This window comes from Variovorax multivorans (assembly GCF_051216835.1).
GTDB lineage: Bacteria > Pseudomonadota > Gammaproteobacteria > Burkholderiales > Burkholderiaceae_C > Variovorax.
On record NZ_JBPJZL010000007.1, the window covers coordinates 117,759 to 142,589 of the forward strand.

Here is a 24,831-nt window from a genome sequence, read left to right on the forward strand (position 1 = left end):
CCCGGGGAGGCCTTAGAGGAGCCGGCGACGGGCGTAACGCACCACCGTCACGCCGGGCTTGGCCTGGCGCGTGGAAGGCATTACGAGCACGCAGTCGTCGTAGGGCGTGACCACGGGCTCGCCCTCGTTCCAGCCGATCACGGTGCCCGCGCGTTCGATCACTTCCAGGCCGGTGAAGGGCTGCGCGAAGCGGAAGTCCTCGCTGCGCGCCACCACCGGGCCGGTCACGTCCAGCCCCCACTGACGGGGCGCGTCCGGCTGCAGCCAGCCGGCCAGTTGTTGCGCGATGGCGTTGTCGTCCAGCGTGCCGGCCGCCCGCAGGAAGCGCGCGCACTGGTCTTGCGCCACGGTGCGGCTGGCCGGGTCGCCATGGAATCCGCATTCGACCAGCAGTGCGAGGGCGTCGCTCTGCGCGTCGGCATCGGGCGCGCCGAACCGGCCGAAGTCGCGCATGCGCACGCCGTCCTTGTGGCCCGCGTCGATGACCACGTGCTCCGGGCTGCGCATTGCCTGCGCCAGCTGCAGATTGCGCGGCTGGATGCCGGTGAGCGTCAGCGGCGCCGAGGGCTCGTGCATCGAGTGCAGGTCGAGCAGCCAGTCGGCCTGGGTCACGTAGGGCAGCAGCGCCGCGGCGCGAAGCCGCTCCCGCGTGCCACCGGCCTCGATGCGATCGGGCAGCCACTGGCGATTGAGGTCTTCGTCGACAAAGCGCGAGGCATCGTGATCGGCCACGTCGAACGTGTCGAAGGCTTCCAGGTTGCAGAACGCCAGCGTGAGCGTGCCGTGCTGCGGGCGCACGCCGGCCTCCAGCAGGCCCTTGAGCGCCCAGGCGCCGCACACTTCGTTGCCGTGCACGAGCGCGCTGATCATCACGTGCCGGCCGGGCGCTTCGGCTTCGAAGTGCCAGACGCCTTCGACGCCGGTGTTGCCGGCGCGCCAGGCAGAAAGATCGGGGGCGGGGAGTTGAAACAGCGTGGACAAGCTCATTCCTTGATGTTGGCGAATTTGACGATGGTCTTGTATTTGGCGGTCTCGGTGACCAGGAATTTGTCGATGTCCACGTTCGACGTCGGGACGACCGAGCTGGTGGCTTCCATCTTCTTGCGGAAGTCGGGCGACTGCAGCGTCTCGTTCAGTGCCGTCTTAAGCCGGGCCAGCACCGGCTCCGGCAGCTTCGCCGGCCCCAGCAGCGCGAACCAGACGCCGATGTCCAGGCCCTTGAGGCTCGGGCTCTCGCTGAGCGCCGGCAGATCGGGCGTGATGGCCGAGCGCTTGGCCTCGGTGGTGCCCAGCGCCACCATCTTGCCGCTGCGGATGTAGGGCAGGGCGCTGGAGAGGACGAACACGCCGAAGTCGATGTTGCCGCCCAGAAGGTCATTGGTGAGCGGCGCCACGCCGCGGTAGGGCACGTGCGTCATGAACACGCCGCCCTGCTGCTTGAGCATTTCGCCGGCCAGGTGCAGCGAGGTTCCGACGCCGGAGCTGCCGTAGCTGTACTTGCCGGGGTTCTTCTTCAGCAGCGCGAGGAATTCGCCGGTGTTCTTCACGCCGGCGCCCGGGGCGGCCACCAGGACCAGCGGCTGCGAGGCAATCAGGCCGATGGGGGTGAAGTCCTTCGGCTCGTACTTCACGTTGCTGTTGACCAGCCTGTTGATTGCCACTTCGTTGCTGGCACCGGCGAGCAGCGTGTAGCCATCGGGCGCGGCATTGGCGACTTTCTGCGCGCCGATAGCGCCACCGGCACCGCCCACGTTGTCGATGATCACCGGCACGCCAAGGCGATGGGACAACTCGACGCCGAGCGCACGTCCGGTGAGATCGGTCGAGCCGCCCGGCGGGTAGGCCACCACCAGCGTGATGGGCTTGTTCGGGTAGGCCTGGGCATTGGCCGGGCCGGCGGCGGCCCAGGCAAGGCCGCACAGGGCCACGGCGAGGCAGGAGGAGAAAGTACGGGGAAGACGCATCGTTGCCTCGGAGTTGTAGTAATCCCGAGGATTCTGCGGGGCCGATCATTCCTGTGTGGTGCCGTACTGGCACAAGACCGTGCCGATTGGGCTAGCGCGGCGTCATTGCCCGCCACACATCCTCGGCCAGCGGACCCAGCCGGCGCTTCGGCCGATAGAGCCGAACCTCGAAGCGCACCTCCATGCGCCGGCCGCCCACGGGCACCAGCCGACCGGCCTTGCAATCGCCCTGCACCATCGACCAGGGCAGCCATGCCACGCCCAGCCCTCTCAGCACGTACTCGTAGAGTGCATCGGCCGAATCGCATTCGATGCGACGTTGGAGGCGCGGCGCCTGCGGATTGTTGGCGAGCAGGTCTTCCACCATGCGGCCCATGGCGAGCGTGCGGACATAAGACAGAAAAGGCACCTGGCCGGTGCCGTCGAAGCTGTGCCTGGCAAGGCCTTGCGCATCGGTGCGCGACACGGGCACGAGCTTGTCGGACGCCACCGTCACATGGGAAAACTGCCGCCCATCGAGCCGGAAAGTGAGCGCGGCGTGATGAAAGATCAGCGAGAAATCCACCTCGTTGTGTTCCAGCATCCGCACCGTTTCCGCCAGCGCACCCGTCAGCACGCGCACCTCGCCATCGCGCAGCACGGGTTGCAGCCGCACCAGCCAGTCGGCCATTACCGTGCGCGCGAGCGTGCGGCCCGTGACCAGCGTCACCGTGCGGGCCTGCCTGCCGGCCACGTTGTGCACCTCTTCACGCGAGCCCTCGACGCTGCGCACCACCTGGCTTGCGTTGTCCAGGAAGCTCTCGCCTGCCGCCGTCAGCACGACCGGCGAGCTGCCGCGTTCGATCAGCGTCGCGCCGGCCCACGACTCGAGTGCGCGGATGCGCCGCCCGAAGGCCGGGTGCGTGACGTGGCGAAGCTCGGCCGCGCGCGTGAAGCTGCGCGTCTGCGCCAGCGCGATGAAGTCCTCCATCCATTTGAATTGCATGGTGCGGCGCGCGGCTGGCTAGTTGCCCAAGGGGAGTTCGTAGCGGGCAAAGGACGAGGTGCCCTTTTGAATCTCGCTGTGCAGCAGGAAACCGAAGCGTTCGTAGAGGCTTCGCAGGGCCGCCCTGTCTGCCACGCAATCGAGCCGCAGATGCCTGCGCCCGAGCTCGAAGGCGCGCTCTCGTGCAAAGGCCAGGAGGGCGGTCGACACGCAGCGCCCGGCCCACGCCCGGCGAACAGCCAGCTTGTGCACGAACGCCGAACTGCCCGGTTCGATCTCGGGCCAGAAGAAGGGGTCTTCCATGTCGAGCCGCACCACGCCGGCCACGTCGCCGTTTTCGCGTGCGATGAAGTAGCGCCCGGCATCGGTGTCGCGCTGCACGCGCTCGAGGCCGACGTCGGCGGCCGACCACAGCGGTCGGCCATCGGCGGCGAGCCATTGGGCGGCTTCGTTCAGAACGGCGGCAACTGTGGCCGCTTCGGAGGAGGTTGCTTGCTCTATGTACATCGCGGTGGCGGAGGATAGCCGACCGACCGCAAGACCCCTCTCAGTCTCAATCACTCAGTCATGCAGCGACGACAGGAACTGCTTGAGCTCCGCCGTCTGCGGATTGCCGAACAGCTCCGCCGGCGGCCCCATCTCGTGCACGCGGCCCTGGTGCATGAAGATCACCCGGTCGCTGACCTTGCGCGCGAAGCTCATCTCGTGCGTGACCATCAGCAGCGTCATGCCTTCGTCGGCCAGCGACTCCACCACGCGCAGCACTTCGCCTACCAGTTCGGGGTCGAGCGCCGACGTGATCTCGTCGCACAGCAGCACGGCTGGTTCCATTGCCAGCGCACGGGCGATCGCTACGCGCTGCTGCTGGCCGCCCGAAAGCTGGTCGGGCATGGCGTCGAATTTTTCGGCCAGGCCCACGCGCGTGAGCAGCTTGCGCGCCTGCGAGGCGGCTTCCAGGCTGCCGCGCTTTTTCACCAGTGTGGGTGCGAGCATCACGTTCTTGCCGACCGTGAGGTGCGGAAACAGGTTGAAGCTCTGGAAGATCATGCCCACGCGCTGGCGCAGCTCGCGCATGGCCATGGCGCTTTCATGCAGCAGCGGCTTGCCGTCGACGGTGAGCGAGCCTTCCTGGAACACCTCGAGCCCGTTGATGCAGCGCAGCAGCGTGCTCTTGCCCGAGCCGCTCTTGCCGATGATGGCGATCACCTCGCCGCGCTTCACGTCGAGGTCGATGCCCTTCAGGACTTCGTTGGTACCGTAAGACTTGCGCAGCGCGGTGATGCGCACGATGGGAGCGCCCACCGAGGTGGCGGGTTGTTGCGGTTCAAGCACGGCGGCCATGGGTTTTCCTCTCGAGGGTCTTGGCGTACAGGCTCACGGGGAAGCACAGCACAAAATAAAGCAGGGCCACGCAGCTGAACACCACGAAGGGCTTGAAGGTTGCGTTCGAAATCATGCTGCCGGCCTTGGTGAGTTCGACAAAACCAATCACTGATGCCAGCGCCGTGCCCTTGATGACTTGCACCAGAAAGCCGACCGTGGGCGCAATGGCGATCTTCACGGCCTGCGGCAGGATCACGTGGCGCATCTGCTCGCCGAAGCTCAGGGCCAGGCTGCCCGAGGCTTCCCACTGGCCCTTCGGGATCGAGGCCACGCAGCCGCGCCAGATCTCGGTGAGAAAGGCGCTGGTGTAGAGCGTGAGCGCCACGCTGGCCGCGGTCCACGCCGACACGTCGATGCCGAACAGCGCAATGCCGAAGTAGGCCAGGAACAGCTGCATCAGCAGTGGCGTGCCCTGGAAGAGCTGCACATACAGGCCCACGACCCTGCCGATCGCCTTGCCGCCGCGCATCCGCAAAAACAGCAGCAGGGCACCCACGAGGCCACCGCCGATGAAGGCGATGAGCGACAGCACGACGGTCCAGCGCAACGCCATCAGCAGGTTGCGCAGGATGTCCCAGAGAGAAAAATCAGCCATGGTGAAAAAGGCCTCGGTATTCGGTCAGCGGCCGAAGAAGAACTTCGGACCCGCCCAGTCGAGCAGACGCCGCAGCGCCACCGACAGCGCCAGGTAGATCAGCGTGGCGATGATGAAAGCCTCGAAGGCGCGGAAGTTGCGGCTCTGGATCAGGTTGGCCGCGTAGCTCAGCTCCTCGGTCGAGATCTGTCCGCACACGGCGGAGCCCAGCATCACGATGACGATCTGGCTCACCATTGCGGGCCACACCTTCTTCAGCGCCGGCGGCAGCACCACGCGCAGGAACACCTGCGACTTGCTCAGCGCCAGGCTCACGGCCGCCTCGATCTGCCCCTTGGGCGTGGCCTCGATGCCGGCGCGGATGATCTCGGTGGAATAGGCGCCCAGGTTCATCACCATCGCGATCACCGAAGCCACTTCCGGCGAGAGCTTGACGCCCGCCGCCGGCAGCCCGAAGAAGATGAAGAACAGCTGCACGATGAAGGGCGTGTTGCGGATCAGCTCCACATAGGTGCCCACGATGGCGCGCAGCCACTTCGGGCCGCCCGAGCGCGCCCATGCGCAGAAGGTGCCGACGATCATGCCCAGCACGGTGCCCACGGCGGTGAGGCCGACGGTCCACGCCACGCCGCGCAGCAGCAGCGGCCATTCGGCGAGCACCGCGCCAAAGTCAAACTCGATGTTCATGGCCGCGCAGTTCGATCAGACGGGAAGGTCGCCGGCTGCCTTGCCGAGCCACTTCTTCGACATGGCGTCCAGCGTGCCGTCCTTCTTGGCGGCGGCAATGATTTCGTTGACCTTGGTCTTCAGCGAGGTTTCACCCTTGGCTACGCCGACGAAGCAGGGGCTGTCTTTCAGCAGCAGTTTGAACTCGGCGCTCACCTTCGGATTCTTGGCGAGCATGTCGCCAGCAACCGCCGCGCTGGTCGCGAGGGTTTGCGTCTGGCCGGCCACGAAGGCGGCGATGGTCGCGTTGTTGTCCTCGAAGCGGCGGTAGTCGACGTTCGGCGGCGCCACCTTGTTCAGCTCCTGGTCTTCCATCGCACCGCGCGTCACGGCGACGGTCTTGCCGGCCATGTCGGCGAAGCTGGTGAGCTTCATGCTCTTGGCGGCGTACACGGCCTGGAAGAAGGGCGCATAAGCCGACGTGAATTCGATCACCTTCTCGCGCTCCGGGTTCTTGCCGAGCGTGGAGATCACCAGGTCGGCCTTCCTGGTCTGCAGGTAGGGAATGCGGTTGGCGCTGGTCACGGGCACCAGTTCGACCTTCACGCCGAGCTTGGCGGCGATGAGCTCGGCCATTTCGACGTCGAGGCCCTGCGGCTTCATGTTCTTGTCGACCGAGCCGTAGGGCGGGTAGTCGGTGGGCACGGCGATCTTGATGGTCTTGGCCTTGAGCACGTTGTCGAGCGCGTTCTGGGCGTACGCGCCGCCGGCCGAGGCCAGCATGGCAACGGAAGCAAGCGCAAGGGCGAGGTTGCGTTTGGATGCAGAGAAGGTCATAGCAGGGCTCCTAGGTAAGTCGAAGAATCTGAATCGGAGGACGCGGCGTCGGCAGCCTTGCGGCGCTTTCTGGCCTTGGGCGCCGGGGCGGCATTGGTGTTGTGCAGCGGCGCCAGCGCATCGCGCAGCTGCGCGAGCGGATCGGTGGGCGCCAGCACGCGCAGCGCCGACTGCACCGTGCCGATGTGCTCGGCCATCAGTGCCTCGGCGGCGGCATGGTCGCCGCGCTCGAGCGCCGCGACGATCTGCACGTGGTCTTCGCACGACTGCACCGCGTCGTGCGTGGACTGGTAGAGCATGGCGATCAGCGTGGTGCGCGCCGTGTAGTCGCGCAGCGTGTCGGCCAGCAGCGTGTTGCCCAGGCATTCGGCCAGGCACACGTGGAAGTCGCCCAGCAGGAAGCTGCGGTTGCCGACGTCGCTTTCTTTCAGTGCGGCCTTTTCACGCTGAAGGTGCGCCTTCAATTGGCGCAGGGCGGTCTTCTCGATCTTTCCGGTGCTGCCCGCACTGCGGATGAGGCCCAGCTCGATCACGCGCCGCGCCTCGAAGGCTTCGCGCGCCTCGTCCTGAGATGGCTCGATGACGAACCAGCCGCGCCGCGCGCTCACCGTGACGATGCCGCGCGCCGCCAGCCGCGTGAGGGCCTCGCGCACGATGGTGCGGCTGCAGTCGAACAGCATCGCCAGCTGCTGCTCGCCCAGGCGCGAACCCGGCGCGAGCTTCTGCGCCATCACCGCTTCGACGATGCGTGCACTGATTTCGGATGCGGAGATGGCCATAGGCCTGCATACCAGCAGCTTCTGTGCCAACTGGTATGCAAGATCTGTGCACCTAAATGGAACATGACCCCGAAAGGGGCGCGCGGGCTCAGCGCCGGGCTTGCCCCCGGCCCAGTGCGCTCGCCGGCAGGGCCACAAGCATGAGCAATGCCGACAGCACCAGGGCCCCGCTCAGCACGTAGAGGCTGAGGGTGAAGCCGCCCGTCAGCGTCTTCAGCGCGCCGACCATCATCGGCGCCACCAGCCCTGCGCTCCCACCGATGGTGCTGATGAGCGCAATGCCCGCAGCCGCGGCGCTCTTCGACATGAAATTGCCGGGCACCGACCAGAGCACCGTGAACGCGGCGGAAATGCCCATGGCCGCCAGTGCCAGGCACAGCACGGCGGCAAAGGCGTTGTGCATGAAGAGCGTGGTCAGCGCCAGCCCGGCAGCGCCCACCACTGCGCTCAGCGCAAAGTGCCAGCGGCGCTCCTTGCACCGGTCCGAATGCCGCCCCACGACGATGTTGGCCGCAATGCCCGCGATCGCCGGAATGACTGAATAGAAGCCGATCTGCAGCACGCTGAGCCCCATCGACTTCAGGATCGTGGGCTGCCAGAACGACATGGCGTAGATGCCCAGGATGATCAGGAACGACATGAAGCCGATCAGCCAGACCCGGGCGTCGCGTATGGCCGCACCGAAGGTGTGGCGCCCTGTGGCGCCGTTCGCGGCCTGGTCTTCGGCCAGCAGGCGCGCCACGCGCTGCTTCTCGGCTGCGGACAGCCAGGCCGCCTGCGACGGACTGTTCGACAGCCAGCGGAACGCCGCCACGCCCAGCAGCACGCTCGGAATGCCTTCGAGCAGGAACAGCCACTGCCAGCCGCGCAGCGACAGCACGCCGTCCAGGTAGGTCATGGTGAGCCCGGCGATCGGCCCCGCCACGATGGGCGCCGCGCCGAAAGCCATGAAGAACAGCGCGGTGGCCTGTGCGCGGCGGTGCGACGGGAACCACAGCGTCAGGTAGAACAGCACGCCCGGCGCGAAGCCGGCCTCGAACACGCCGATGAGAAAGCGCAGCACGTAGAACTGCGTGGGCGTGGTCGCGAACATCATCGCCGCCGACGCCAGCCCCCACAGGCCCATGATGCGCAGCAGCGTCGCGCGCACGCCGATCTTCGCGAGCATCAGGTTGCTCGGAATCTCGAACACCGCATAGCCGATGAAGAAGATGCCCGCGCCCAGACCGAACACCGCGTCGCTGAAGCCCAACTGGTCCTTCATCTGCAGCTGTGCATAGCCGACGTTGGTGCGGTCGAGATAGTTCAGCACATAGCAGGCGCACAGCAGCGGCATCAGGCGCCAGGTGATCTTGCGGAAGAGCGCGGCGTCGGTGGTCTCGGCCGGCGTGCGTGCGTCCGCGGCATCGAGGGTGGTGGTGTTCATCGTCTGTGTCTCCTTCTGTGTTGTTCCTGCGGCGGCGTGTCAGGCGACGGTGGGCGTGCCGAAGCAGGTCTCGCCCCACAGGTGGCTGGCCGGCGCGCCCGGAAACAGCCAGTGCGGCGAGCATTCGGCCGACGGCACCACGTTGCTGAACCCGTGCGAGGACGAGGTGCCGGCGAGGGTCTTCTCCAGCACCATCGACAGGTACTGGTCGTTGCTGCTTTCCTGCGTGTTGCCGTTGAGGATCACCTCCGCGCCGGTAGCCTGCGCGTAGCGGCGGATGCCGTTGTGCCGCGACTGCAGCGGCGCCCAGCTGTCGGCCGCCACGCCGTTCTCGCTGCTCACGCGCAGGCCGTCGGCGGTGCGGTAGACCAGCGAATGGTTGCCCTCTGTGTGGCCAGGCGAATGCACCAGCGCAAGGCCGCGGCCCAGCTGGATGCTGCCGTCGAAGGGCACGATGCGCTCGGCCGGCACGCCGCCCAGCCCGTGCGGGCAGTACCACTCGGCCTGCACCGGCAGCAAGCCTTGCACGCTGGCGAGTTCCTGGCGGTGCACCAGCAGCCTGGCGTTCGGCAGCAGGCCCGGCATGGCGGCGCTGCCGAGCCAGCGGCGTACGTCCTGCGTGTGCAGGTGGTCGTAGGTGATGAAGTCGACTTGTTCCGGCGCGACGCCGCAACTTGCCAACGCCTGCAGGACGGTCTGGTAGACCGGTGCGATGGCCTTGTGCAGAAATTTCGGCGTCTGCTCGCCCAGGCGCTTGAAGTAGGGCGTTTCGTTGCCGGCCTCGAAGTCGGCCGGCGTGAACAGCAGCGTGCGCAGGCGACCCTCGAAGTCGTCGTACTGGATAAGCACGGTGCGCGCCAGCAGGTGGACCATGTGCGGCTTGAGCAGCTGCTGCGAATACACGCCGGTGAAGGCGAACCATGCGGGGTACGGAATGCGCAGCAGGTTGAAGCTGCGCGCGAAGCGTACCGGCGGCGCATCGAGCAGGCGTTCGCGCAAGCCTTCGGCTGAGCGGCGGATGGCGCGCAGGCGGTCTTGCGGCATGGCGGCGTCGCGGGTGCCGTCGAAATCCGCCAGGTGTGCGAAGCCGGTTGGGTCGGGGTCTCGGGTCATGGGAAGTTCTCCTTGGCTTTTGGCGCGCAGGCTCTCAGTACATCGAGCGGCCGCCCGAGATGTCGAACACCGCGCCGGTGCTGAAAGAGCAGTCGTCCGACGCGAGCCATGCGGCCATGGCCGCCACCTCGTCGACCTCGACGAAGCGCCCCATCGGCACGCGCGAGAGCAGGGCGGTGCGCAGTTGTTCGCGGTGCTCGACGGGCACAGCCGCGAACACCTCGGTGTCGGCCGCCGAGGGCGTGATGCAGTTCACCAGCACGCCCGCCGCCGCCAGCTCCTTGCCGAGCGACTTGGTCAGCGAAATGAGCCCGGCTTTGGAGGCCGAGTAGGCGGCGTTGAAGCCGTTGCCCTCCTTGCCGGCAACCGAGGCGATGTTGACGATGCGGCCACGCCGCCGGGCGAGCATCACCGGTGCGACCGCGCGGCAGCACAGCCATGCGCCCGTCAGGTTGATGTCGAGCACATTGCGCCACTGCGCGGGCGTGTGCTCCCAGGCTGGCACGGTCGGGCCGAGCACTCCGGCGTTGTTGACGAGGATGTCAATGCCGCCGAAGCGTTCCTGCGACTGGGCGGCGGCACGGGCGATCTGGTCTTCGTCGCGCACGTCGACGACTGCCGAGGTTGCGGTGCCGAGCGGCGCGAGCGTCTGCAGCGCATTTGCCAGCACCGACGCGTCGAGGTCCCACAGCGCGACGCTGGCACCAGCCGCCAGGTAGCGCCGCGCAATGGCCAGGCCGATGCCGCGCGCGCCGCCCGTCACGATGGCGTGGCGGCCTGCGAGCGCATCGTTGCGCAGCGCAGTCATGCAGCTGCCGCCTCGGGTGCGCGAGTTGCGGCTGGCTGGCCCAGCAACCCGCCTACCAGCGCGGCGACATGCTCCGCGGGCACACCGGCCAGCAGCTGCCGAAGCATCGTCAGCGTGTCGAAGTACACGCGCTCGCATACCAGCCGGTCGCCTTCGAAGATGAAGAACGCGTTCATGCGGCAGCGAAAGCTGTTGCCTGTCGGCGGCAGGCCCTTGAGCGGGCCGCGGTGCGTGCCCAGCAGCCAGAACTCGACGACCACCGAATCGTCGGCGTGTCGCAGCTGGATGATCTCGTGCCGCTGGTCGGGAAAGGCGCGGCGCGTGTCGGCGTAGTACTGGCGCACGTCGGCAATACCGTCGTGCACTTCGCCGCTGGGAATCAGCTCGTAGTGCGGATGCGGGAAGGTGCCGAGCACGGCGTCGAAGTCCTGCCGGGTCTCGTCGGCGAAGTGGTCGAGCACGAGGCGCTCGCGGCGGGCTTGAAGTTCGGTGCGTTGTGTGTTCATCGGGGTGTGCTCCATGTGACAGGGATGACGGGTGACATCGGGTTGCTGCGAATGCGCAGGTCCGGGCTCGCTGCTTACTATCGGCACGCTCCCGCAACAAGACTGTCCGGTGTTGGCAATCGCCGCTCGGGACAAACCCGCGATGCCACGCACGCCCCCTTCATCCAACGCCACCAGCGCCACGCCGCACGCGCAGCCGTCACCGGTGCACAACAGCGACATGCGGCTGGCCGAGGACGTGCAGCAGCGGCTGCTTGCCGTGGCGCATCGGCGCACGCTGGCGCGAGGCGAATCTCTCTTTCACAAGGGGTCGTCGCCCGATGCACTGTTCGGCGTGGTCAGCGGTTCGTTGCGCGTGAGCGTGGTCGCGCCGGGCGGGCGCGAGGCGGTGATCGCGATGCTCGAACCCGGCCACTGGTTTGGCGAGGTGTCGCTGCTGGTCGGGCGCGAGCGCGTCTACGACACCTGCGCGGCCGACACGACCGAGATGGCGGTGGTCGCGGCGGCCGATTTCCATCGGCTGGTGGCCGAGCACCCCGACGTGCACATGGCCTTCACCCGATTGGTCTGCCTGAGGCTGCGCCAGGCGCTGGCGTGGATCGACGACGTGATCCTTATGCCGCTGCAGGTGCGGCTCGCGCACCGGCTGCTCACGCTGGACGCGCGCGCCCAAAGCCCGGGCGAGGGCGGCGGCACGCTGCTGGGCGTGTCGCAGGAAGACCTGTCGTTCATGCTCGGCGTGTCGCGCCAGAGCGTGAACCGACAGCTGAAGCTGTGGGAAGAAGACGGCACGCTGCGCGTGCGCTACCGCAGCATCGAGCTTCTGGACCGTGCGCAGCTGGAGCGGCATGCGGCCACGCCGCGCTGAACTCCAACGGGCAGGTCGGTCAGTCCATCCGAGCGCCCGACGCCTTCACCGCCTTCTCCCAGCGCGGCGTTTCCGTCGCCAGGAAGCGCCCGAAATCCTCGCTGCCCAGGAAGGCCGGGTCTGCGCCCTGGCTCACCATGCGGTCGCGCACCTCGGGGTTGTTCAGCACCTGCCTGAATGCGTCGCTGAGCTTGGCGACCACGTCTTTCGGCGTGTCCTTCGGTGCGAGAAAACCATAGAAGCCCACCACCTCGAAGCCCTTGACGCCCGACTCGATCACGGTCGGCACGTCGGGCAGGGCGGGGTTGCGCTCGCGGCTGGTCACGGCCAGCGCGCGCACCTTGCCCTGCTTGTGATAGTTGGCGGCCTGCGGAATCGACTCGGCCATGAACTGCACCTGCCCGCCCATCAGGTCGGTGAAGGCCGGAGCACTGCCGCGGTAGGGAATGTGCACCATGAAGATGCCCGTCGCGGTCTTGAACATCTCGGGCACCAGGTGGCTGATGCCGCCGTTGCCGGCCGAGCCGTAGTTGACCTGGCCGGGCCGCGCCTTGGCGTAGTCGACGAACTGCTTGAGGTTCTGCACCGGCAGCTTGGGCGTGACCAGCAGCGCCAGCGGCTGCATGGCGGTGCGAGCGATGGGTACGAAGTCACGCTGCGTGTTGTAGGGCAGCTTGCTGTAGAGCGCGCCGTTGATCACGGCCACGCCGGTGTTGGCCAGCATCAGCGTGTAGCCGTCGGCCGGGCTCTTGGCGACCGCGTCGGCGCCCACCGAGCCGCCCGCGCCGGGCTTGTAGTCGACGATCAGCGGCTGGCCGAGCACGGCCTGCAGCTTGTCGGTGAGCAGGCGCGCGTGCTGGTCGAGCGGGCCGCCGGCCGGAAAGCCGATGACGACCTTGATCGGCTTGTCGGGGTAGGCCGCCATCGCGGCCGTGCCGAGGCCGAAAGAAAGGACCGCGAGCGCGGTCCGGGCAAGCTTGTTCATGATCCGTCTCCTTTTTATTGGGAGACGATCATAAGCAGCGCACTCAGCCGGCCAGCGTGGCCTTCAGCGTGATCTCGGGCACGCTCGCCAGCGCCTTCGACAGCGGGCAGCCGGCCTTGGCGGCGGCTGCGATCTGCTGGAACCTGGCTTCGTCGAGGTTCGGCACGCTGGCGTCGAGTTCGAGCGCAATGCGGTCGATCTTGAAGCCGTCGCCGTCCTTGGCCAGCCGCACGGCCGCCTTGGTGTCGATCTTCGTGGCGGCCAGGCCTTCTCTTTCGAGCGCGAAGGCGAAGGCCATCGTGAAGCAGGCGGCATGCGCCGCGCCGATGATTTCCTCGGGGTTGGTGCCGCGCTTGTCGTCCTCGAAGCGGCTGGCGAAGCCGTAGGGGTAGTCCTTCAGGGCGCCGGTCTCGGTGCTGACCTGGCCTTTGCCGGTCTTGCCGGCGCCTTCCCAGTGAACGCTTGCGTGCTTTTCTGCTGCCATGGAGGTTCCTTCATTCGGTGGATGGGGGCTGACAGGTATCGCGCGGAAGGCGGCCCGTGTCTGTAGTCGCAGGGCGCGTGAGCAGAAGGTTGCGCATGTGAGAAGAAATGGCGTCACCTAGGCGACGCTCCGGGGGCTTCCCCGATGGGAGCGGCGGCCTTGGCGGCTTAGGCTGGCGGGCTGTCGCGCTTTTCTTTGTTCCGCCTGTACTCACCATGCAACAACGCCCGCATTACAAGTTCTGGCCCAAACGCCTCCCGCATTCGATTACCGTCCCCGCCACATCTCTCTGGCACAACCTGGCCACCTCGGCCGCACGCTACCCTGACAAGCCCGCGCTCGTGTTCTTCGGCCGCGTCATCAGCTACCGCGAATTTGCCGCCCAGGCCGAGCGCCTGGCCGGTGCGCTGCACGCGCTGGGCGTGAAGCGCGGCGACCGCGTGATCCTGGACATGCAGAACTGCCCGCAGCTGGTGATCGCGCATTTCGCGATCCTGCGCGCCAATGCCGTTGTGGTGCCGGTCAACCCGATGAACCGGGCCGAGGAACTCAAGCACTACATCACCGATCCCGACGCCAAGGTGGCCATCATCACCGGCGATCTGGCGCCCGAGCTGGCCAAGGCCAGCAACGCCTTGCCACCCGAGCAGCGGCTCGCCCAAATGATCGTGACCCAGTTCACCGACGCCTTCGACGCCGACGCGTCGGGCGACGACGCCCCGGCTCCCGCCTGGAAAGACTGGCTCACCACCCGCCATCTGCTGCCCGCGCTGGACGGCGGCAAGGTCATCGCCTGGACCGACGCGCTCGAGGCCGGCCATCCGCCGCCCGAGCACGTGGTGGGCGCCAACGACATGGCGCTGCTGCCCTACACCAGCGGCACCACCGGCCTTCCCAAGGGCTGCATCCACCACCATTCGAGCCTGATGCACAACGCGGTCTCCGGCCAGATGTGGGGCGGGTCGACTTCGGAGACAGTGGTGCTGGCCGTGGTGCCCATGTTCCACATCACCGGCGTGGTGAGCATGATGCACACGGCCATCCTCGCAGCGGCCACGCTGATCATCATGCCGCGCTGGGACCGCGACGTGGCCGGCCGACTGATCTCGCGCTGGAAGGTCACGGCCTGGACCAACATCCCGACCATGGTCATCGACCTCATGGCCAGCCCCAACTTCGCGAGCTACGACCTGTCGAGCATGACCTACATCGGCGGTGGCGGCGCGGCCATGCCGCAGGCCGTGGCGCAGCGCCTGTTCGAGCAGTACGGGCTGAAGTACCAGGAGGGTTACGGCCTGACCGAGACCGCCGCGCCTTCGCACACCAACCCGTCGGACCACCCCAAGCAACAGTGCCTGGGCATTCCGTTCATGAGCACCGACGCGCGCGTGGTCGACCCCGACACGCTGGCCGAAATGCCCATCGGCGAATCGGGCGAAATCATCATCCACGGCCCCGAGGTGTTCCAGGGCTACTGGAAGCGCCCCGACGCCACGGCCGCCGCATTCGTCGAGTTCGAAGGCAAGCGCTTCTTCCGCTCGGGCGACATGGGCCGCATGGACGAGGACGGCTACTTCTTCATGACCGACCGCCTCAAGCGGATGATCAACGCGAGCGGCTTCAAGGTGTGGCCGGCCGAGGTCGAACTGCTGATGTTCCGCCACCCCGCGATCCAGGAGGCCTGCGTCATCTCGACCAAGGACGACTACCGCGGCGAATCGGTCAAGGCCGTAGTGGTGCTGCGCGCCACGCACAAGGACACCACCGAGCAGCAGATCATCGACTGGTGCCGCGAGAACATGGCGGTCTACAAGATCCCGCGCAAGGTGCAGTTCGTCGATGCGTTGCCGAAGAGCGGCAGCGGGAAGGTGATGTGGCGGTTGCTGCAGGAGGACGAGAACGCGGCGAAGTGAGCGCGCTTCACTTGATGAGGCCCAGCGACTTCAGCAGCGCCCCTGCCTCCGTGCGGCCGTTCGGGGTGATGGATTGCGAGGCCACCGCCTTGCCCAGGTAGTCCACCACCTTGTGCCGATTCTGGTTCGGCCCTTCCCACAGGAAGAGCCGTCCCAGTTCCAGCGCTGCATCGCCGTCGCCCTGCGCATAGGCCTTCTCGAACCAGAAGCGCGCCCAGCGGAAATTGCCCTCGTCGCGGTAGCAGATGGCGAGGTTGGCGCAGCCCGCCACGTCGCCTGCCTTGGCCGCTTTGCGATACCAGTCGCGTGCGGCAGCGGGGTTCTTCTTCACGCCGATGCCGTGGTCGAGGAAATAGCCGACGCTGTTGAGCGCGTGGGTCTCGCCCGCGGCCGCGGCCTTGAGGAACAGCGAGAGGGCCTTCTTGTGCGCGCCAGCGTCCCATGCGTCGTTGGCCGCAAGGAACCAGTCGTCCTGGGTAGGTTCTTGCATGGTGCGTGCTCTCCTTCGAAGCGTGGTTCAAAAGAAAAAATCTGTGTACCGATCGGTTCCGGCGGATGGATCACTTAGCCTCGATCGGTCCTGCCATTCTGCCTATCTCCCCGCTTTTTCATGCATTCACGCGCGCTGCTGCTTTCCTGCCTTCTTGCCTTTTCTCCCCTCCTGACCCAAGCCGCTCCCCGCACCTGCCTCGTCGTGGGCATCAGCGACGGCGACACGCTTACCGCGCGCTGCGGCCGCATCGGCGCCTACGAGCGCGTGAAGGTGCGCATCGCCGCCATCGATGCGCCCGAAAAAGCCCAGCCCTACGGCCAGCGCAGCAAGCAGGCGCTGAGCAACATCTGCTTTCGCGAGCAGGCGCTCATCACCGAGATCGACACCGACCGCTATGGCCGCACGGTGGCCGACGTGCGCTGCAACGGCGAGGACGCCGGCAGCCGCATGGTGTCCGAAGGCTGGGCCTGGGTGTACGACTACAACCACCTCGCCACCAAACGCGGCGGCGGGCTCTTCAGGCTTCAAGACAGCGCGCGTGCCCGGCACGCCGGCCTCTGGGCCGATTCGAAGCCGACGCCGCCCTGGGACTGGCGCAAGCGCCAGCGAGGCGAGCAGCCGCATTGGGGCGGCTTCTTCTGAGCTCTTGTTGCAGGCCCATGTCATGCGGAATTCACGAGTTGGCGACACCATGCTCGGCTCCGTAACCCCACGACGACAAGAACATGGCCAAAGACTTCGCCCGCATGGAGGACTCCAACCCGTCCGCCAACCCCACGATCCACGAAGTGTCCGACCCGAAGCGGCGCATGCTCGTGCAAGGCGGCCTTGCTGCCGCGATTGCCGGGCTGTTCGGCCCGCTGGCCGGGTGTGCGGCAACAGGCGGCGCGGCGGGTTCGCTGGGCCGTGCCATCGGTTTCAAGAGCGTGCCGATGGCCGCCGTCGACACCGTGGTCGTGCCCGAGGGCTACAGCACCCAGGTGCTCTACCGCTGGGGCGACGCCACCGGCATCGCTGGCGCCATGCCCGCCTTCAAGACCGATGGCTCCAACACTGCTGAAGAGCAGGCGCTGCAGGCCGGCATGCACCACGACGGCATGGCCTTCTTTCCGATCGATGGCTCCAACCGCGGCCTGCTGGTGCTGAACCACGAATACGTCGACGACGGCCTGCTGCACACCGACGGCATGAAGACCTGGACGCCCGAGAAGGTGCGCAAGTCGATGAATGCGCACGGCGTGTCGGTCATTGAACTGAAGCGCGACGGTGGCACGTGGACGCAGCTTGCGCCCTCGCGCTTTGCGCGCCGCATTACCGCCCTGACGCCGATGACGCTGACCGGCCCCGCCGCCGGCCACGCCATGCTGCGCACCGCCGCCGACCCGTCGGGCACGCAGGTGCTGGGTACCTTCAACAACTGCTCGAACGGCCACACGCCGTGGGGCACGTATCTGACCTGCGAAGAAAACTTCGCCGACTACTTCGAAGGCACCGACACGCCCGACGCCCACCAGAAGCGCTGGGGCATCAAGAAGGGCAATGGCGCGAAGTACCGCTGGCACGAGCATGAAGCGCGCTTCGACGTGTCGAAGAACCCGAACGAATCGAACCGCTACGGCTGGGTGGTCGAGATCGATCCGCAAGACCCCACCTCGACGCCGCGCAAGCGCACCGCCCTCGGCCGCGCCGCGCACGAAGGTGCTGCCACCGCGCTCACCAACGACGGCCGCGCCGTCATCTACATGGGCGAGGACTCGCGCTTCGAATACATCTACAAGTTCGTGAGCCGCGACAGCGTCAAGCCCGGCGGCGCCGCGGCCAACCGCGACCTGCTCGACCACGGCACGCTGTACGTCGGCCGCTTCGACGTGGACGGCACCGGCGAGTGGCTGCCGCTGGTGCAGGGCAAGAACGGCCTGGTCGCAGACAAGGGCTTCACCACGCAGGGCGACGTGCTCATCAAGGCACGCCAGGCCAGCGACCTGCTGGGCGCCACCAAGATGGACCGCCCCGAATGGACGACGGTAGACCCGCTCACCAAGGAGGTCTACTGCACGCTGACCAACAACAGCAACCGCGGCGGTGCCGGTCAGCCCTTCATGGACGCGGCCAATCCGCGCTCCAACAACACAATGGGCCAGATCATCCGCTGGAAGGAAACCGGCGACCTCGACGCGACCAGGTTTGCGTGGAACCACCTTGTGCTCGCGGGCGACCCGAAGCAGACGCGCTATGAAGCGCAGGGCAACATCAAGGGTGACACCTTCGGCAGCCCCGACGGCCTGATGGTCGATGCGCGCGGCGTGCTGTGGATCGAGACCGACGTGTCGACTTCCACGCTGGGCAAGGGCGAGTACGTCAACCTGCCCAACAACCAGATGCTGGCCTGCGACCCGACAAAGGGCGAAATCCGCCGCTTCCTGCTCGGCCCGGCTGGCTGCGAAATCACGGGGCTTACGGCCACGCCAGATTTGCGCACGCTGTTCATCAACATCCAGCACCCGGGCGAGCCGGCCAACGAGCGCAGCGACCCGGACCGTCCGCTCGCCGTGTCGAAGTGGCCCGACGGCGCGGGCCGCCCGCGCTCGGCGACCATCGCAATCACCAAGAACGACGGCGGCGTGATCGGGACCTGATGGGGTAGGGCGGGTTGGCAGCGCTCAGCAGGAGCCGCCGACCCAGCAGCGCAGCGAGGGCACGAACAGGCCCACGGCGAAGGTGATGGCGCAAAAGACCAGCAGGATCAGCGCCGCCATGCGCAACCCCTCGGCGCTCCAGCGCGGCGCGAAGGTGCTGATAAGGCCCGAGGCGAAGCTGCCTTCGAGCCGTTCGGCACCACCCCAGCGCAGCACCCAGAGGCAGAAGAGCGCTTCGGCTGCGTGCACCACGATCCACAAGGCCAGCGACATTTCGCGTGATCTCCTTGCTCAGGACTCGCTCTTGCCCTGCACGTCTGCCACCACGCGCGCGTTGCGCTGGAAGCTCCAATAGGCGCCTGCCCAGTCCATCATCACGACGATGCGGTTGCGAAAGCCGATCAGGAAGTACGCGTGCGCAAACAGCCAGAACAGCCACGCGAGCCGGCCACTGAAACGCAGCGGGCCGAAGGGCGTGCCCAGGTCCACCACCGCCGAGTTGCGGCCGATGGTCGCGAGGTTGCCGTAGTCCGCATAGCGGAACGGCACCGTCGGCTGGCCCGCAATGCGGCGCAAGATATTGGCGGCCGCCGCGCGTCCCATCTGCTTGGCGCCGGGCGACACGCCGGGCACGGGCTTGGGCGGTTTGCCGGGCGCATGGCTCATGGCGGCCGCGAGGTCGCCGACCACGCTGATCTCAGGATGGCCCGCCAGGCTCAGATCGGGCTCGACCTTGATGCGGCCCGCGCGGTCGCATTCGACGCCGGTGGCCGTGCCCAGCATGCGGCCCAGCGGCGAGGCCGCCACACCCGCCGCCCACACCACGCAGCTGCTATCGATTCGGTAGCTGGCGACCGGTGCGCCGTCTGCGCCACCACCAGTCTGTACTTCGAGGCCGGTGGCATCGATGGACGTCACGCGCGCGTTGAGCCGCACTTCGACGCCCAGTTTCTCCAGCTGTTCGAGCGCCTTCTGGCTCAGCGATTCGGGCATGGCCTGCAGCACGCGCGGGCCACCTTCGACCAGCAGCACCTGCGCGCTGGCGGGGTCGATGTGGCGGAACTCGCCCGACAGCGTGTGCTTGGCGATCTCGGCCAGCGTGCCGGCCATCTCGACGCCCGTGGGGCCGGCGCCGATCACCACGAAGGTGAGCAGGGCGCGGCGGTGTTCCAGGTCGGCCGTGATCTCGGCGTTTTCGAACGACAGCAGCACGCGACGGCGGATCTCGAAGGCGTCGGCCAGCGTCTTCAGGCCCGGGGCGACGGGCGCCCATTCGTCGTGCCCGAAGTAGCTGTGCGTGGCACCGGCCGCGACGATCAGGTGGTCGTACGGCACGCGGTCCCCATTGGCCAGCTGCACCGATCGCGTGGCCGGATCGATGCCGCCCACCTCGCCCAGCAGCGTCGTGATGTTCGGCTGCTTGCGGAACAGTGCGCGCACCGGCGCCGCGATCGACGGCGCGGCGAGCCCGGCGGTTGCCACCTGGTACAGCAGCGGCTGGAACAGGTGGTGGTTGGTCTTGTCGATCACCGTCACGTCCACGTCGGCGCTCTGCAGCTTGCGTGCCGCTTCGAGTCCGCCGAATCCGCAGCCGACGATGACGACTTTGGGCCTGCCCGAGGGGTTGGTCGTTTGCATCGCACGGATGATACGCAGCCGCCTGCAAGGCCTCGAATCTTGTGCCACAGTGGCTGCCCTTTGCCGAAGTGCCGGCGGCAGGGCTGCGGCGTTTTGTCCTACGCGCCGCCGCAGCCCGGATGGGCTAAAACTTGCGGCTGACCCGACTGGAGACCCCATGACGCTTTCCCGGCCGATCACACAGGCGGCGAGCACACTGCGCGACAGATTTCGCGAGGTGCGCGCCACGAGCCTGGCGCTTGCCGCCCCGCTTTCCCCCGAAGACCAGTGCATCCAGTCGATGCCCGACGCGAGCCCGACCAAGTGGCACCTCGCGCACACCACGTGGTTCTTCGAGACCGTGCTGCTGCAGCCGCATTCAAGTGGCTACAAGCCCTTCGATGCGCGTTTTCATTACCTCTTCAACTCGTACTACGAGGCGCTCGGGCCGCGGCATCCTAGGCCGCAGCGCGGCCTGCTCACGCGGCCCTCGGTGGACGAGGTGCATGCCTACCGCCGGCACGTTGACGAGGCGGTGGTCGCGCTGCTCGAAGAGGGCGGACTCGACTGGGCCACCGTCGAGCCCATCGTCACGCTCGGGCTGCATCACGAGCAGCAGCACCAGGAGCTGTTGCTCACCGACATCCTGCACGCGCTGTCGTGCAACCCGCTGCTGCCGGCCTACAAGCCTGCAAGCGGACCTGCGCTGCGGCTGGCTGCGGTGCCGCCTGCCGTGCGCTGGATCGAGCAAGCCGGCGGCGTACTCGAGGTGGGATTCCCGGGGCAGGGCTTTTCTTTCGACAACGAGACGCCGCGCCACAAGGCTTTGCTGCAGCCCTATGCGATTGCCGACCGGCTGGTGAACTGCGGCGACTACGCGCAGTTCATCGCGGATGGCGGCTATCAGCGGGCCGAGCTCTGGCTGTCCGATGGCTGGGCCGCTGTGCAGGCGCAGGGTTGGAGGCATCCGGTGTACTGGCTCGAGCCGGACGATCCGCGCCTTGGCCTTGGTGCGCAGCAACAGGGTGGTAACGCAGGTTGGCAGGTGTTCGGCCTGCACGGCGTGCGGCCGATGGAGGCCGATGCACCCGTATCGCAGCTCAGTTTCTATGAAGCCGCTGCGTATGCCGAGTGGGCCGGCGCGCGGCTGCCGACCGAATTCGAATGGGAGGCCGCGTTCGATGCCCCCGGCATCTCGCAGATGACGGGGCACGTCTGGCAGTGGACGCGTTCGTCGTACGACCCGTATCCCGGCTTCCGTCCGATGCCTGGTATCGCGGCCGAATACAACGGCAAGTTCATGGTGGGGCAACTGGTGTTGCGCGGTGGCAGCGTGGCCACCCCGGTGGGGCATACGCGGCCCAGCTATCGCAACTTCTTTCCGCCGGCGGCGCGCTGGCAGTTCTCGGGGCTGCGGCTCGCGAAAGACCTTTGATCATGCGCAATCCAACTTCTTCCTCGTCGCTGTCGTTCGCACCTGCCGCGAAGCCGCGTGTTTCTTCTTCTCCAGCGGTCTCCACGCCGTTGTCCGAGTTCGGGCGCGAGATGCAGGCGGGACTTGCGCGCTCGCCGCGCAGCATCTCGCCGAAGTTTTTCTACGACGCGGCAGGGTCACAGCTGTTCGACCGCATCTGCGAGCTGCCGGAGTACTACCCGACGCGTACCGAGCTGCGCATTCTTGGTGAATGTGCCGGGGAGATCGCCGAGCAGATCGGGCCGAACGCGGAGATCGTGGAGTTCGGAGCGGGGTCGCTCACGAAGGTGCGGCTGCTGCTCGATGCGCTGCTGGCGCCGAAGCGCTATCTGCCCATCGACATCTCCGGGGAGTATCTGGAGGCTGCGGCCGAGCGGCTGAAGGCGGACTATCCGAAGCTGGTTGTGCAGCCTATTGCTGCGGATTACACGATGCCGCTGGTGTTGCCTGCGCCTATGGCTGGTTCGGGGCGGCGAGTCGGGTTTTTTCCGGGGTCGACGATCGGGAATTTCGAGCCTGAGGAGGCGCTTGCCTTTTTGCAACTGGCCGCGCGGATGTTGCGTGGGGGTGGGCTGCTGATTGGGGTGGATCTGGTGAAGGATCCGGGGCGGTTGCACGCGGCCTACAACGATGCTCAAGGAGTGACGGGGGAGTTCAATCTCAATCTGCTGCGTCGGGCTAATGCTGAGCTGGATGCGGACTTCGATGTCGATGGATTTGCGCATGCGGCGTTCTATAACGCGCCTCGGCAGAGGATCGAGATGCATCTTGTCAGCCGGCGGGCTCAGAGCGTTTCGTTGAATGGGGAACGGTTTGGGTTTGAGGAGGGCGAGACTATTCATACTGAGTACTCGCATAAGTTCACTGTTGAGGGGTTGCGGGCTTTGGCTGTTCGTGCCGGGTTTCGTCCTGCTGCGGTTTGGACGGATCCTGAGAAGCTCTTTAGCGTGCACTGGCTGGCTGCCTAGTTTGGCTTTCGAGGCCGGGACTCGCCCCGGCGGGCGAGCTACTTTCTTTTGCTTCGCCAAAAGAAAGTAGCCAAAGAAAAGGCGACCCCACTGTCTGCGACCCCTTCGCTTCGCTACGGGGCAACCTGCGGTGCTCGCGTTTCGCGGGGTCCGCAGAACTCGCTTCGCTCAAACAACTGCGGCCCTGATCCGCGAAACGCTCCGCTCCTCGGCGCAGCCAGAGGGGAGGTGGAGACAACACGGGCCTTTGCTTCGCTCGGCCTCGGGGCCACTGCAGGCGCGTAGCGCCTGCAGTGGTTGAGTTTGGCTGTTGGCGGTTCGAAGGCCGAGCGCAGCGATGGCCTGCTGGGTCCCCAAATCCCTTCTGGCTGCGCCGAGGAGCGCAGACGCAGGAGGGATCAGGGCCGCAGCTGTCTGAGCGAAGCGAGTTCTGCGGACCCCCTCCGGAGTCGAGCACCGCAGGTTGCCCGCAGCGAAGCGAAGGGACGCAGACAGCAGGGTCGCCTTTTCTTTGCTTACTTTCTTTTGGCGAAGCAAAAGAAAGTGAGTCGGCCGCCGGGCCGAGACCCGGCCCCAGAAAACAAACCCCCCAACAGGGTAGATACAGCAACGAAGAAAGCGGCAGTGCCAAGCAACGGCACAATACCCAAGCCCCGTGCGGCAGCGCAACGGCCAGCGCCCGCAACCCTCCCCCTGGAGACCAAGACCATGAAAGCAACCTGGAACGGCGTCACCATCGCCGAAAGCGACGACACCGTGCTCGTCGAAGGCAACCACTATTTCCCGATGAGTTCGCTCAATCGCGACGCAGTCACCTTCAGCAACCACAAGACCACCTGCCCCTGGAAGGGCACCGCAAGCTACTACTCGCTGCTGGTCAACGGCGAACTCAACACCGACGCCGCCTGGTACTACGCCGATCCGAAGCCCGAAGCCGAAGAGATCCGCGACCGCGTCGCGTTCTGGAAGGACGTGAAGGTCAGCGCGCAGTGACCACGGCCGCTTTCACTCCCCCGTTCATCGCCCCCGCCGAGCTACCTGCCGCATTGCGCGATCAAGGCTATGCGGTGCTCAGTCCGCAGGGCATCAGCGAATGGCTTGGCGTCCCGCTCGCGCAGCTGAATGCACTGCACGCAGACTGGAACGATCTCCCGCCCGACGAATACCTGAAGGACGGCGGCCGCTACCGCACGCGGCGCCATGCCTGCTTCACCGTCGAAGCCGACGACCATGCCACGCCGGCGCAGGTGCCGCACCGCGCGCACTGGCAGCCGGTCGAATACAACGCCCTGCACGGCGGCATGCAGCGCTGGTTCGCGCCGATGCTCGAGGCCACCGTGGCGCAGCCTGTGTGGCAGCGGCTGCTGCAGCAGCTCGGCAAGGCCAGCAGCGACATGCGTGGCGGTGTACCGCAGCGCTGGTATGTGGAAGCGCACCAGTTCCGCATCGACACCGCCGGTGGCATCGGCCGCCCGACGCCCGAGGGCGCGCACCGCGATGGTGTGGATCTCGTGGCCGTGGCACTCGTCGGCCGGCACGGCATCAAGGGCGGTGAGACGCGCGTGTTCGAAGCCAACGGCCGTCGCGGCGAGCGCTTCACCATGACCGAGCCGTGGAGCCTGCTCGTGCTCGACGATGCGCGCGTGATCCACGAATCGACGCCGATCCAGCCGCTGGAAGAGGGCGGCGAAGGCTGGCGCGACACGCTCGTGATCACCTGCCGCGCCAAGGGTTTCCAGGGGGACTGACCCTGCACGGCGGCGCTGCGCGCCGTCGCTGGCACGAGTCCTACAGTCCGCCCGCGGAACAGCGGTTAAATTCGGGGCCCGGCTCCATGTGGGCCGTGTCTGTCTGCGAACGAAAGCGAGGTCCCGCCATGTTCAATCACATCCTGGTTCCGATCGACGGCTCCGAAACTTCCATGCTCGCCGTCAGCAAGGCCAGCGGCCTCGCACTGGCTTTCGGTAGCCGCATCACGCTCATTCACGTGATCGACAACTACCCCTTCATCGGCGTGGGCGCGGACTATGCGCTTGGCCAGAACGAATACCTCGCAGCAGCCACGGCCAGCGCCAACGCGGCGCTCGCACGCGGCGTGGCCGCCCTGGCGGCCGAAGGACTGCACAGCGACCAGCGCGTGATTGACGGCCACGTGGTGCACGAAGGCATCGTCGATACGGCCATCGCCATCGCGGCCGACCTGATCGTGATGGGCTCGCACGGCCGCAGCGGCATCGAAAAACTGCTGCTGGGCAGCGTGACGCAGCGCGTGCTGCAGGACGCCAACATGCCCGTGCTGGTCGTCAAGGGCGGCTGACTGGCTGACTGATT

General features: G+C 66.9%; 27 protein-coding genes. 9 read left to right on the forward strand and 18 right to left on the reverse strand.

The window, feature by feature from the left end:
* Positions 1-12 precede the first annotated feature (12 nt).
* From ACSFCA_RS19505 to ACSFCA_RS19565, 13 genes are all read right to left on the reverse strand, one after another.
* The gene (locus ACSFCA_RS19505) at positions 13-981 is read right to left on the reverse strand and encodes a M14 family metallopeptidase (RefSeq protein ID WP_435460836.1); all 969 of its coding nucleotides are present in this window, start codon (positions 979-981) and stop codon (positions 13-15) included.
* A gap of 2 nt (positions 982-983) precedes the next feature.
* The gene (locus ACSFCA_RS19510; protein WP_435460835.1) at positions 984-1,964 is read right to left on the reverse strand and encodes a Bug family tripartite tricarboxylate transporter substrate binding protein; all 981 of its coding nucleotides are present in this window, start codon (positions 1,962-1,964) and stop codon (positions 984-986) included.
* Between the two features lie 91 nt (positions 1,965-2,055).
* On the reverse strand, positions 2,056-2,949 hold the full coding sequence (locus ACSFCA_RS19515) for a LysR family transcriptional regulator (RefSeq protein WP_258350367.1): 894 nt from the start codon (positions 2,947-2,949) through the stop codon (positions 2,056-2,058).
* A gap of 18 nt (positions 2,950-2,967) precedes the next feature.
* Complete coding sequence (locus ACSFCA_RS19520) at positions 2,968-3,456, reverse strand: GNAT family N-acetyltransferase (protein WP_435460834.1); 489 nt, start codon at positions 3,454-3,456, stop codon at positions 2,968-2,970.
* Positions 3,457-3,510: 54 nt separating this feature from the next.
* On the reverse strand, positions 3,511-4,290 hold the full coding sequence (locus ACSFCA_RS19525; protein ID WP_093078782.1) for an amino acid ABC transporter ATP-binding protein: 780 nt from the start codon (positions 4,288-4,290) through the stop codon (positions 3,511-3,513).
* A complete protein-coding gene (locus tag ACSFCA_RS19530) occupies positions 4,274-4,927 on the reverse strand; it encodes an amino acid ABC transporter permease (protein WP_435460833.1) in 654 nt (217 codons plus the stop codon). Before ACSFCA_RS19530 ends, ACSFCA_RS19525 begins: the two co-directional genes overlap by 17 nt.
* Positions 4,928-4,951: 24 nt before the next feature.
* Complete coding sequence (locus tag ACSFCA_RS19535) at positions 4,952-5,614, reverse strand: amino acid ABC transporter permease (protein ID WP_093058300.1); 663 nt, start codon at positions 5,612-5,614, stop codon at positions 4,952-4,954.
* Between the two features lie 15 nt (positions 5,615-5,629).
* Positions 5,630-6,430: a transporter substrate-binding domain-containing protein gene (locus ACSFCA_RS19540; protein WP_258350365.1), complete on the reverse strand. Its 801-nt coding sequence runs from the start codon at positions 6,428-6,430 to the stop codon at positions 5,630-5,632.
* The gene (locus tag ACSFCA_RS19545) at positions 6,427-7,209 is read right to left on the reverse strand and encodes a GntR family transcriptional regulator (protein ID WP_435460832.1); all 783 of its coding nucleotides are present in this window, start codon (positions 7,207-7,209) and stop codon (positions 6,427-6,429) included. The genes ACSFCA_RS19540 and ACSFCA_RS19545 overlap by 4 nt, the downstream gene beginning before the upstream one ends.
* 88 nt (positions 7,210-7,297) lie before the next feature.
* Positions 7,298-8,635 (reverse strand): MFS transporter, encoded by a 1,338-nt coding sequence (locus ACSFCA_RS19550; RefSeq protein ID WP_435460831.1) that lies wholly within the window; start codon positions 8,633-8,635, stop codon positions 7,298-7,300.
* 39 nt (positions 8,636-8,674) lie between these two features.
* A complete protein-coding gene (locus ACSFCA_RS19555; RefSeq protein WP_435460830.1) occupies positions 8,675-9,748 on the reverse strand; it encodes an MBL fold metallo-hydrolase in 1,074 nt (357 codons plus the stop codon).
* Positions 9,749-9,782: 34 nt separating this feature from the next.
* A complete protein-coding gene (locus tag ACSFCA_RS19560; RefSeq protein ID WP_435460829.1) occupies positions 9,783-10,556 on the reverse strand; it encodes an SDR family NAD(P)-dependent oxidoreductase in 774 nt (257 codons plus the stop codon).
* Positions 10,553-11,062: an ester cyclase gene (locus tag ACSFCA_RS19565; protein ID WP_258350360.1), complete on the reverse strand. Its 510-nt coding sequence runs from the start codon at positions 11,060-11,062 to the stop codon at positions 10,553-10,555. Before ACSFCA_RS19565 ends, ACSFCA_RS19560 begins: the two co-directional genes overlap by 4 nt.
* A gap of 142 nt (positions 11,063-11,204) precedes the next feature.
* On the opposite strand from ACSFCA_RS19565, the gene ACSFCA_RS19570 reads away from it, so the two are divergent.
* A complete protein-coding gene (locus ACSFCA_RS19570; RefSeq protein WP_258350359.1) occupies positions 11,205-11,930 on the forward strand; it encodes a Crp/Fnr family transcriptional regulator in 726 nt (241 codons plus the stop codon).
* A gap of 19 nt (positions 11,931-11,949) precedes the next feature.
* On the opposite strand, the gene ACSFCA_RS19575 is transcribed toward ACSFCA_RS19570, so the two are convergent.
* Positions 11,950-12,915, reverse strand: a complete 966-nt coding sequence (locus ACSFCA_RS19575) for a Bug family tripartite tricarboxylate transporter substrate binding protein (protein ID WP_258350358.1) — start codon at positions 12,913-12,915, stop codon at positions 11,950-11,952.
* 43 nt (positions 12,916-12,958) lie between these two features.
* Entirely contained in the window at positions 12,959-13,399 is a 441-nt protein-coding gene (locus ACSFCA_RS19580; RefSeq protein WP_435460828.1) for an OsmC family protein, read from the reverse strand.
* Positions 13,400-13,614: 215 nt separating this feature from the next.
* Between ACSFCA_RS19580 and ACSFCA_RS19585 the strand changes: the two genes are divergently transcribed.
* Positions 13,615-15,312 carry a long-chain fatty acid--CoA ligase gene (locus ACSFCA_RS19585; protein WP_435460827.1) on the forward strand — a complete coding sequence of 566 codons (1,698 nt, stop codon included), beginning with the start codon at positions 13,615-13,617 and terminating at the stop codon, positions 15,310-15,312.
* A 7-nt stretch (positions 15,313-15,319) separates the two neighbouring features.
* Here the strand turns inward: ACSFCA_RS19585 and ACSFCA_RS19590 are convergent, their stop codons facing one another.
* Positions 15,320-15,802: a tetratricopeptide repeat protein gene (locus ACSFCA_RS19590; protein WP_093058310.1), complete on the reverse strand. Its 483-nt coding sequence runs from the start codon at positions 15,800-15,802 to the stop codon at positions 15,320-15,322.
* Between the two features lie 120 nt (positions 15,803-15,922).
* On the opposite strand from ACSFCA_RS19590, the gene ACSFCA_RS19595 reads away from it, so the two are divergent.
* Both ACSFCA_RS19595 and ACSFCA_RS19600 read left to right on the forward strand, forming a co-directional pair.
* Complete coding sequence (locus tag ACSFCA_RS19595) at positions 15,923-16,447, forward strand: thermonuclease family protein (RefSeq protein ID WP_258350355.1); 525 nt, start codon at positions 15,923-15,925, stop codon at positions 16,445-16,447.
* Positions 16,448-16,530: 83 nt separating this feature from the next.
* Positions 16,531-18,441 (forward strand): PhoX family protein, encoded by a 1,911-nt coding sequence (locus ACSFCA_RS19600; protein ID WP_435460826.1) that lies wholly within the window; start codon positions 16,531-16,533, stop codon positions 18,439-18,441.
* Between the two features lie 24 nt (positions 18,442-18,465).
* Here ACSFCA_RS19600 and ACSFCA_RS19605 read toward each other — a convergent pair whose 3' ends face one another.
* On the reverse strand, positions 18,466-18,714 hold the full coding sequence (locus ACSFCA_RS19605; RefSeq protein ID WP_435460825.1) for a hypothetical protein: 249 nt from the start codon (positions 18,712-18,714) through the stop codon (positions 18,466-18,468).
* Positions 18,715-18,732: 18 nt separating this feature from the next.
* Positions 18,733-20,079: an NAD(P)/FAD-dependent oxidoreductase gene (locus ACSFCA_RS19610; protein WP_435460824.1), complete on the reverse strand. Its 1,347-nt coding sequence runs from the start codon at positions 20,077-20,079 to the stop codon at positions 18,733-18,735.
* 157 nt (positions 20,080-20,236) lie between these two features.
* Between ACSFCA_RS19610 and egtB the strand changes: the two genes are divergently transcribed.
* From egtB to ACSFCA_RS19635, 5 genes are all read left to right on the forward strand, one after another.
* Positions 20,237-21,493: an ergothioneine biosynthesis protein EgtB gene (gene egtB / locus ACSFCA_RS19615; protein WP_435460823.1), complete on the forward strand. Its 1,257-nt coding sequence runs from the start codon at positions 20,237-20,239 to the stop codon at positions 21,491-21,493.
* Between the two features lie 110 nt (positions 21,494-21,603).
* Positions 21,604-22,500, forward strand: coding sequence for an L-histidine N(alpha)-methyltransferase (gene egtD / locus ACSFCA_RS19620; protein ID WP_435460915.1), 897 nt, complete (start codon positions 21,604-21,606; stop codon positions 22,498-22,500).
* 708 nt (positions 22,501-23,208) lie between these two features.
* The gene (locus ACSFCA_RS19625) at positions 23,209-23,493 is read left to right on the forward strand and encodes a DUF427 domain-containing protein (RefSeq protein WP_093059105.1); all 285 of its coding nucleotides are present in this window, start codon (positions 23,209-23,211) and stop codon (positions 23,491-23,493) included.
* Complete coding sequence (locus tag ACSFCA_RS19630; protein ID WP_435460822.1) at positions 23,490-24,248, forward strand: 2OG-Fe dioxygenase family protein; 759 nt, start codon at positions 23,490-23,492, stop codon at positions 24,246-24,248. Before ACSFCA_RS19625 ends, ACSFCA_RS19630 begins: the two co-directional genes overlap by 4 nt.
* A 128-nt stretch (positions 24,249-24,376) precedes the next feature.
* The gene (locus ACSFCA_RS19635) at positions 24,377-24,817 is read left to right on the forward strand and encodes a universal stress protein (protein ID WP_007833935.1); all 441 of its coding nucleotides are present in this window, start codon (positions 24,377-24,379) and stop codon (positions 24,815-24,817) included.
* Positions 24,818-24,831 lie beyond the last annotated feature (14 nt).

Excerpts from the sequence above, each read along its gene's own strand:
- ACSFCA_RS19510 (WP_435460835.1), bottom strand. The coding sequence starts at position 1,964 with ATGCGTCTTCCCCGTACTTTCTCCTCCTGCCTCGCCGTGGCCCTGTGC.
- ACSFCA_RS19515 (WP_258350367.1), bottom strand. The coding sequence starts at position 2,949 with ATGCAATTCAAATGGATGGAGGACTTCATCGCGCTGGCGCAGACGCGC.
- ACSFCA_RS19520 (WP_435460834.1), bottom strand. The coding sequence starts at position 3,456 with ATGTACATAGAGCAAGCAACCTCCTCCGAAGCGGCCACAGTTGCCGCC.
- ACSFCA_RS19525 (WP_093078782.1), bottom strand. The coding sequence starts at position 4,290 with ATGGCCGCCGTGCTTGAACCGCAACAACCCGCCACCTCGGTGGGCGCT.
- ACSFCA_RS19530 (WP_435460833.1), bottom strand. The coding sequence starts at position 4,927 with ATGGCTGATTTTTCTCTCTGGGACATCCTGCGCAACCTGCTGATGGCG.
- ACSFCA_RS19535 (WP_093058300.1), bottom strand. The coding sequence starts at position 5,614 with ATGAACATCGAGTTTGACTTTGGCGCGGTGCTCGCCGAATGGCCGCTG.
- ACSFCA_RS19540 (WP_258350365.1), bottom strand. The coding sequence starts at position 6,430 with ATGACCTTCTCTGCATCCAAACGCAACCTCGCCCTTGCGCTTGCTTCC.
- ACSFCA_RS19545 (WP_435460832.1), bottom strand. The coding sequence starts at position 7,209 with ATGGCCATCTCCGCATCCGAAATCAGTGCACGCATCGTCGAAGCGGTG.
- ACSFCA_RS19550 (WP_435460831.1), bottom strand. The coding sequence starts at position 8,635 with ATGAACACCACCACCCTCGATGCCGCGGACGCACGCACGCCGGCCGAG.
- ACSFCA_RS19555 (WP_435460830.1), bottom strand. The coding sequence starts at position 9,748 with ATGACCCGAGACCCCGACCCAACCGGCTTCGCACACCTGGCGGATTTC.
- ACSFCA_RS19560 (WP_435460829.1), bottom strand. The coding sequence starts at position 10,556 with ATGACTGCGCTGCGCAACGATGCGCTCGCAGGCCGCCACGCCATCGTG.
- ACSFCA_RS19565 (WP_258350360.1), bottom strand. The coding sequence starts at position 11,062 with ATGAACACACAACGCACCGAACTTCAAGCCCGCCGCGAGCGCCTCGTG.
- ACSFCA_RS19570 (WP_258350359.1), top strand. The coding sequence starts at position 11,205 with ATGCCACGCACGCCCCCTTCATCCAACGCCACCAGCGCCACGCCGCAC.
- ACSFCA_RS19575 (WP_258350358.1), bottom strand. The coding sequence starts at position 12,915 with ATGAACAAGCTTGCCCGGACCGCGCTCGCGGTCCTTTCTTTCGGCCTC.
- ACSFCA_RS19580 (WP_435460828.1), bottom strand. The coding sequence starts at position 13,399 with ATGGCAGCAGAAAAGCACGCAAGCGTTCACTGGGAAGGCGCCGGCAAG.
- ACSFCA_RS19585 (WP_435460827.1), top strand. The coding sequence starts at position 13,615 with ATGCAACAACGCCCGCATTACAAGTTCTGGCCCAAACGCCTCCCGCAT.
- ACSFCA_RS19590 (WP_093058310.1), bottom strand. The coding sequence starts at position 15,802 with ATGCAAGAACCTACCCAGGACGACTGGTTCCTTGCGGCCAACGACGCA.
- ACSFCA_RS19595 (WP_258350355.1), top strand. The coding sequence starts at position 15,923 with ATGCATTCACGCGCGCTGCTGCTTTCCTGCCTTCTTGCCTTTTCTCCC.
- ACSFCA_RS19600 (WP_435460826.1), top strand. The coding sequence starts at position 16,531 with ATGGCCAAAGACTTCGCCCGCATGGAGGACTCCAACCCGTCCGCCAAC.
- ACSFCA_RS19605 (WP_435460825.1), bottom strand. The coding sequence starts at position 18,714 with ATGTCGCTGGCCTTGTGGATCGTGGTGCACGCAGCCGAAGCGCTCTTC.
- ACSFCA_RS19610 (WP_435460824.1), bottom strand. The coding sequence starts at position 20,079 with ATGCAAACGACCAACCCCTCGGGCAGGCCCAAAGTCGTCATCGTCGGC.
- egtB (WP_435460823.1), top strand. The coding sequence starts at position 20,237 with ATGACGCTTTCCCGGCCGATCACACAGGCGGCGAGCACACTGCGCGAC.
- egtD (WP_435460915.1), top strand. The coding sequence starts at position 21,604 with ATGCAGGCGGGACTTGCGCGCTCGCCGCGCAGCATCTCGCCGAAGTTT.
- ACSFCA_RS19625 (WP_093059105.1), top strand. The coding sequence starts at position 23,209 with ATGAAAGCAACCTGGAACGGCGTCACCATCGCCGAAAGCGACGACACC.
- ACSFCA_RS19635 (WP_007833935.1), top strand. The coding sequence starts at position 24,377 with ATGTTCAATCACATCCTGGTTCCGATCGACGGCTCCGAAACTTCCATG.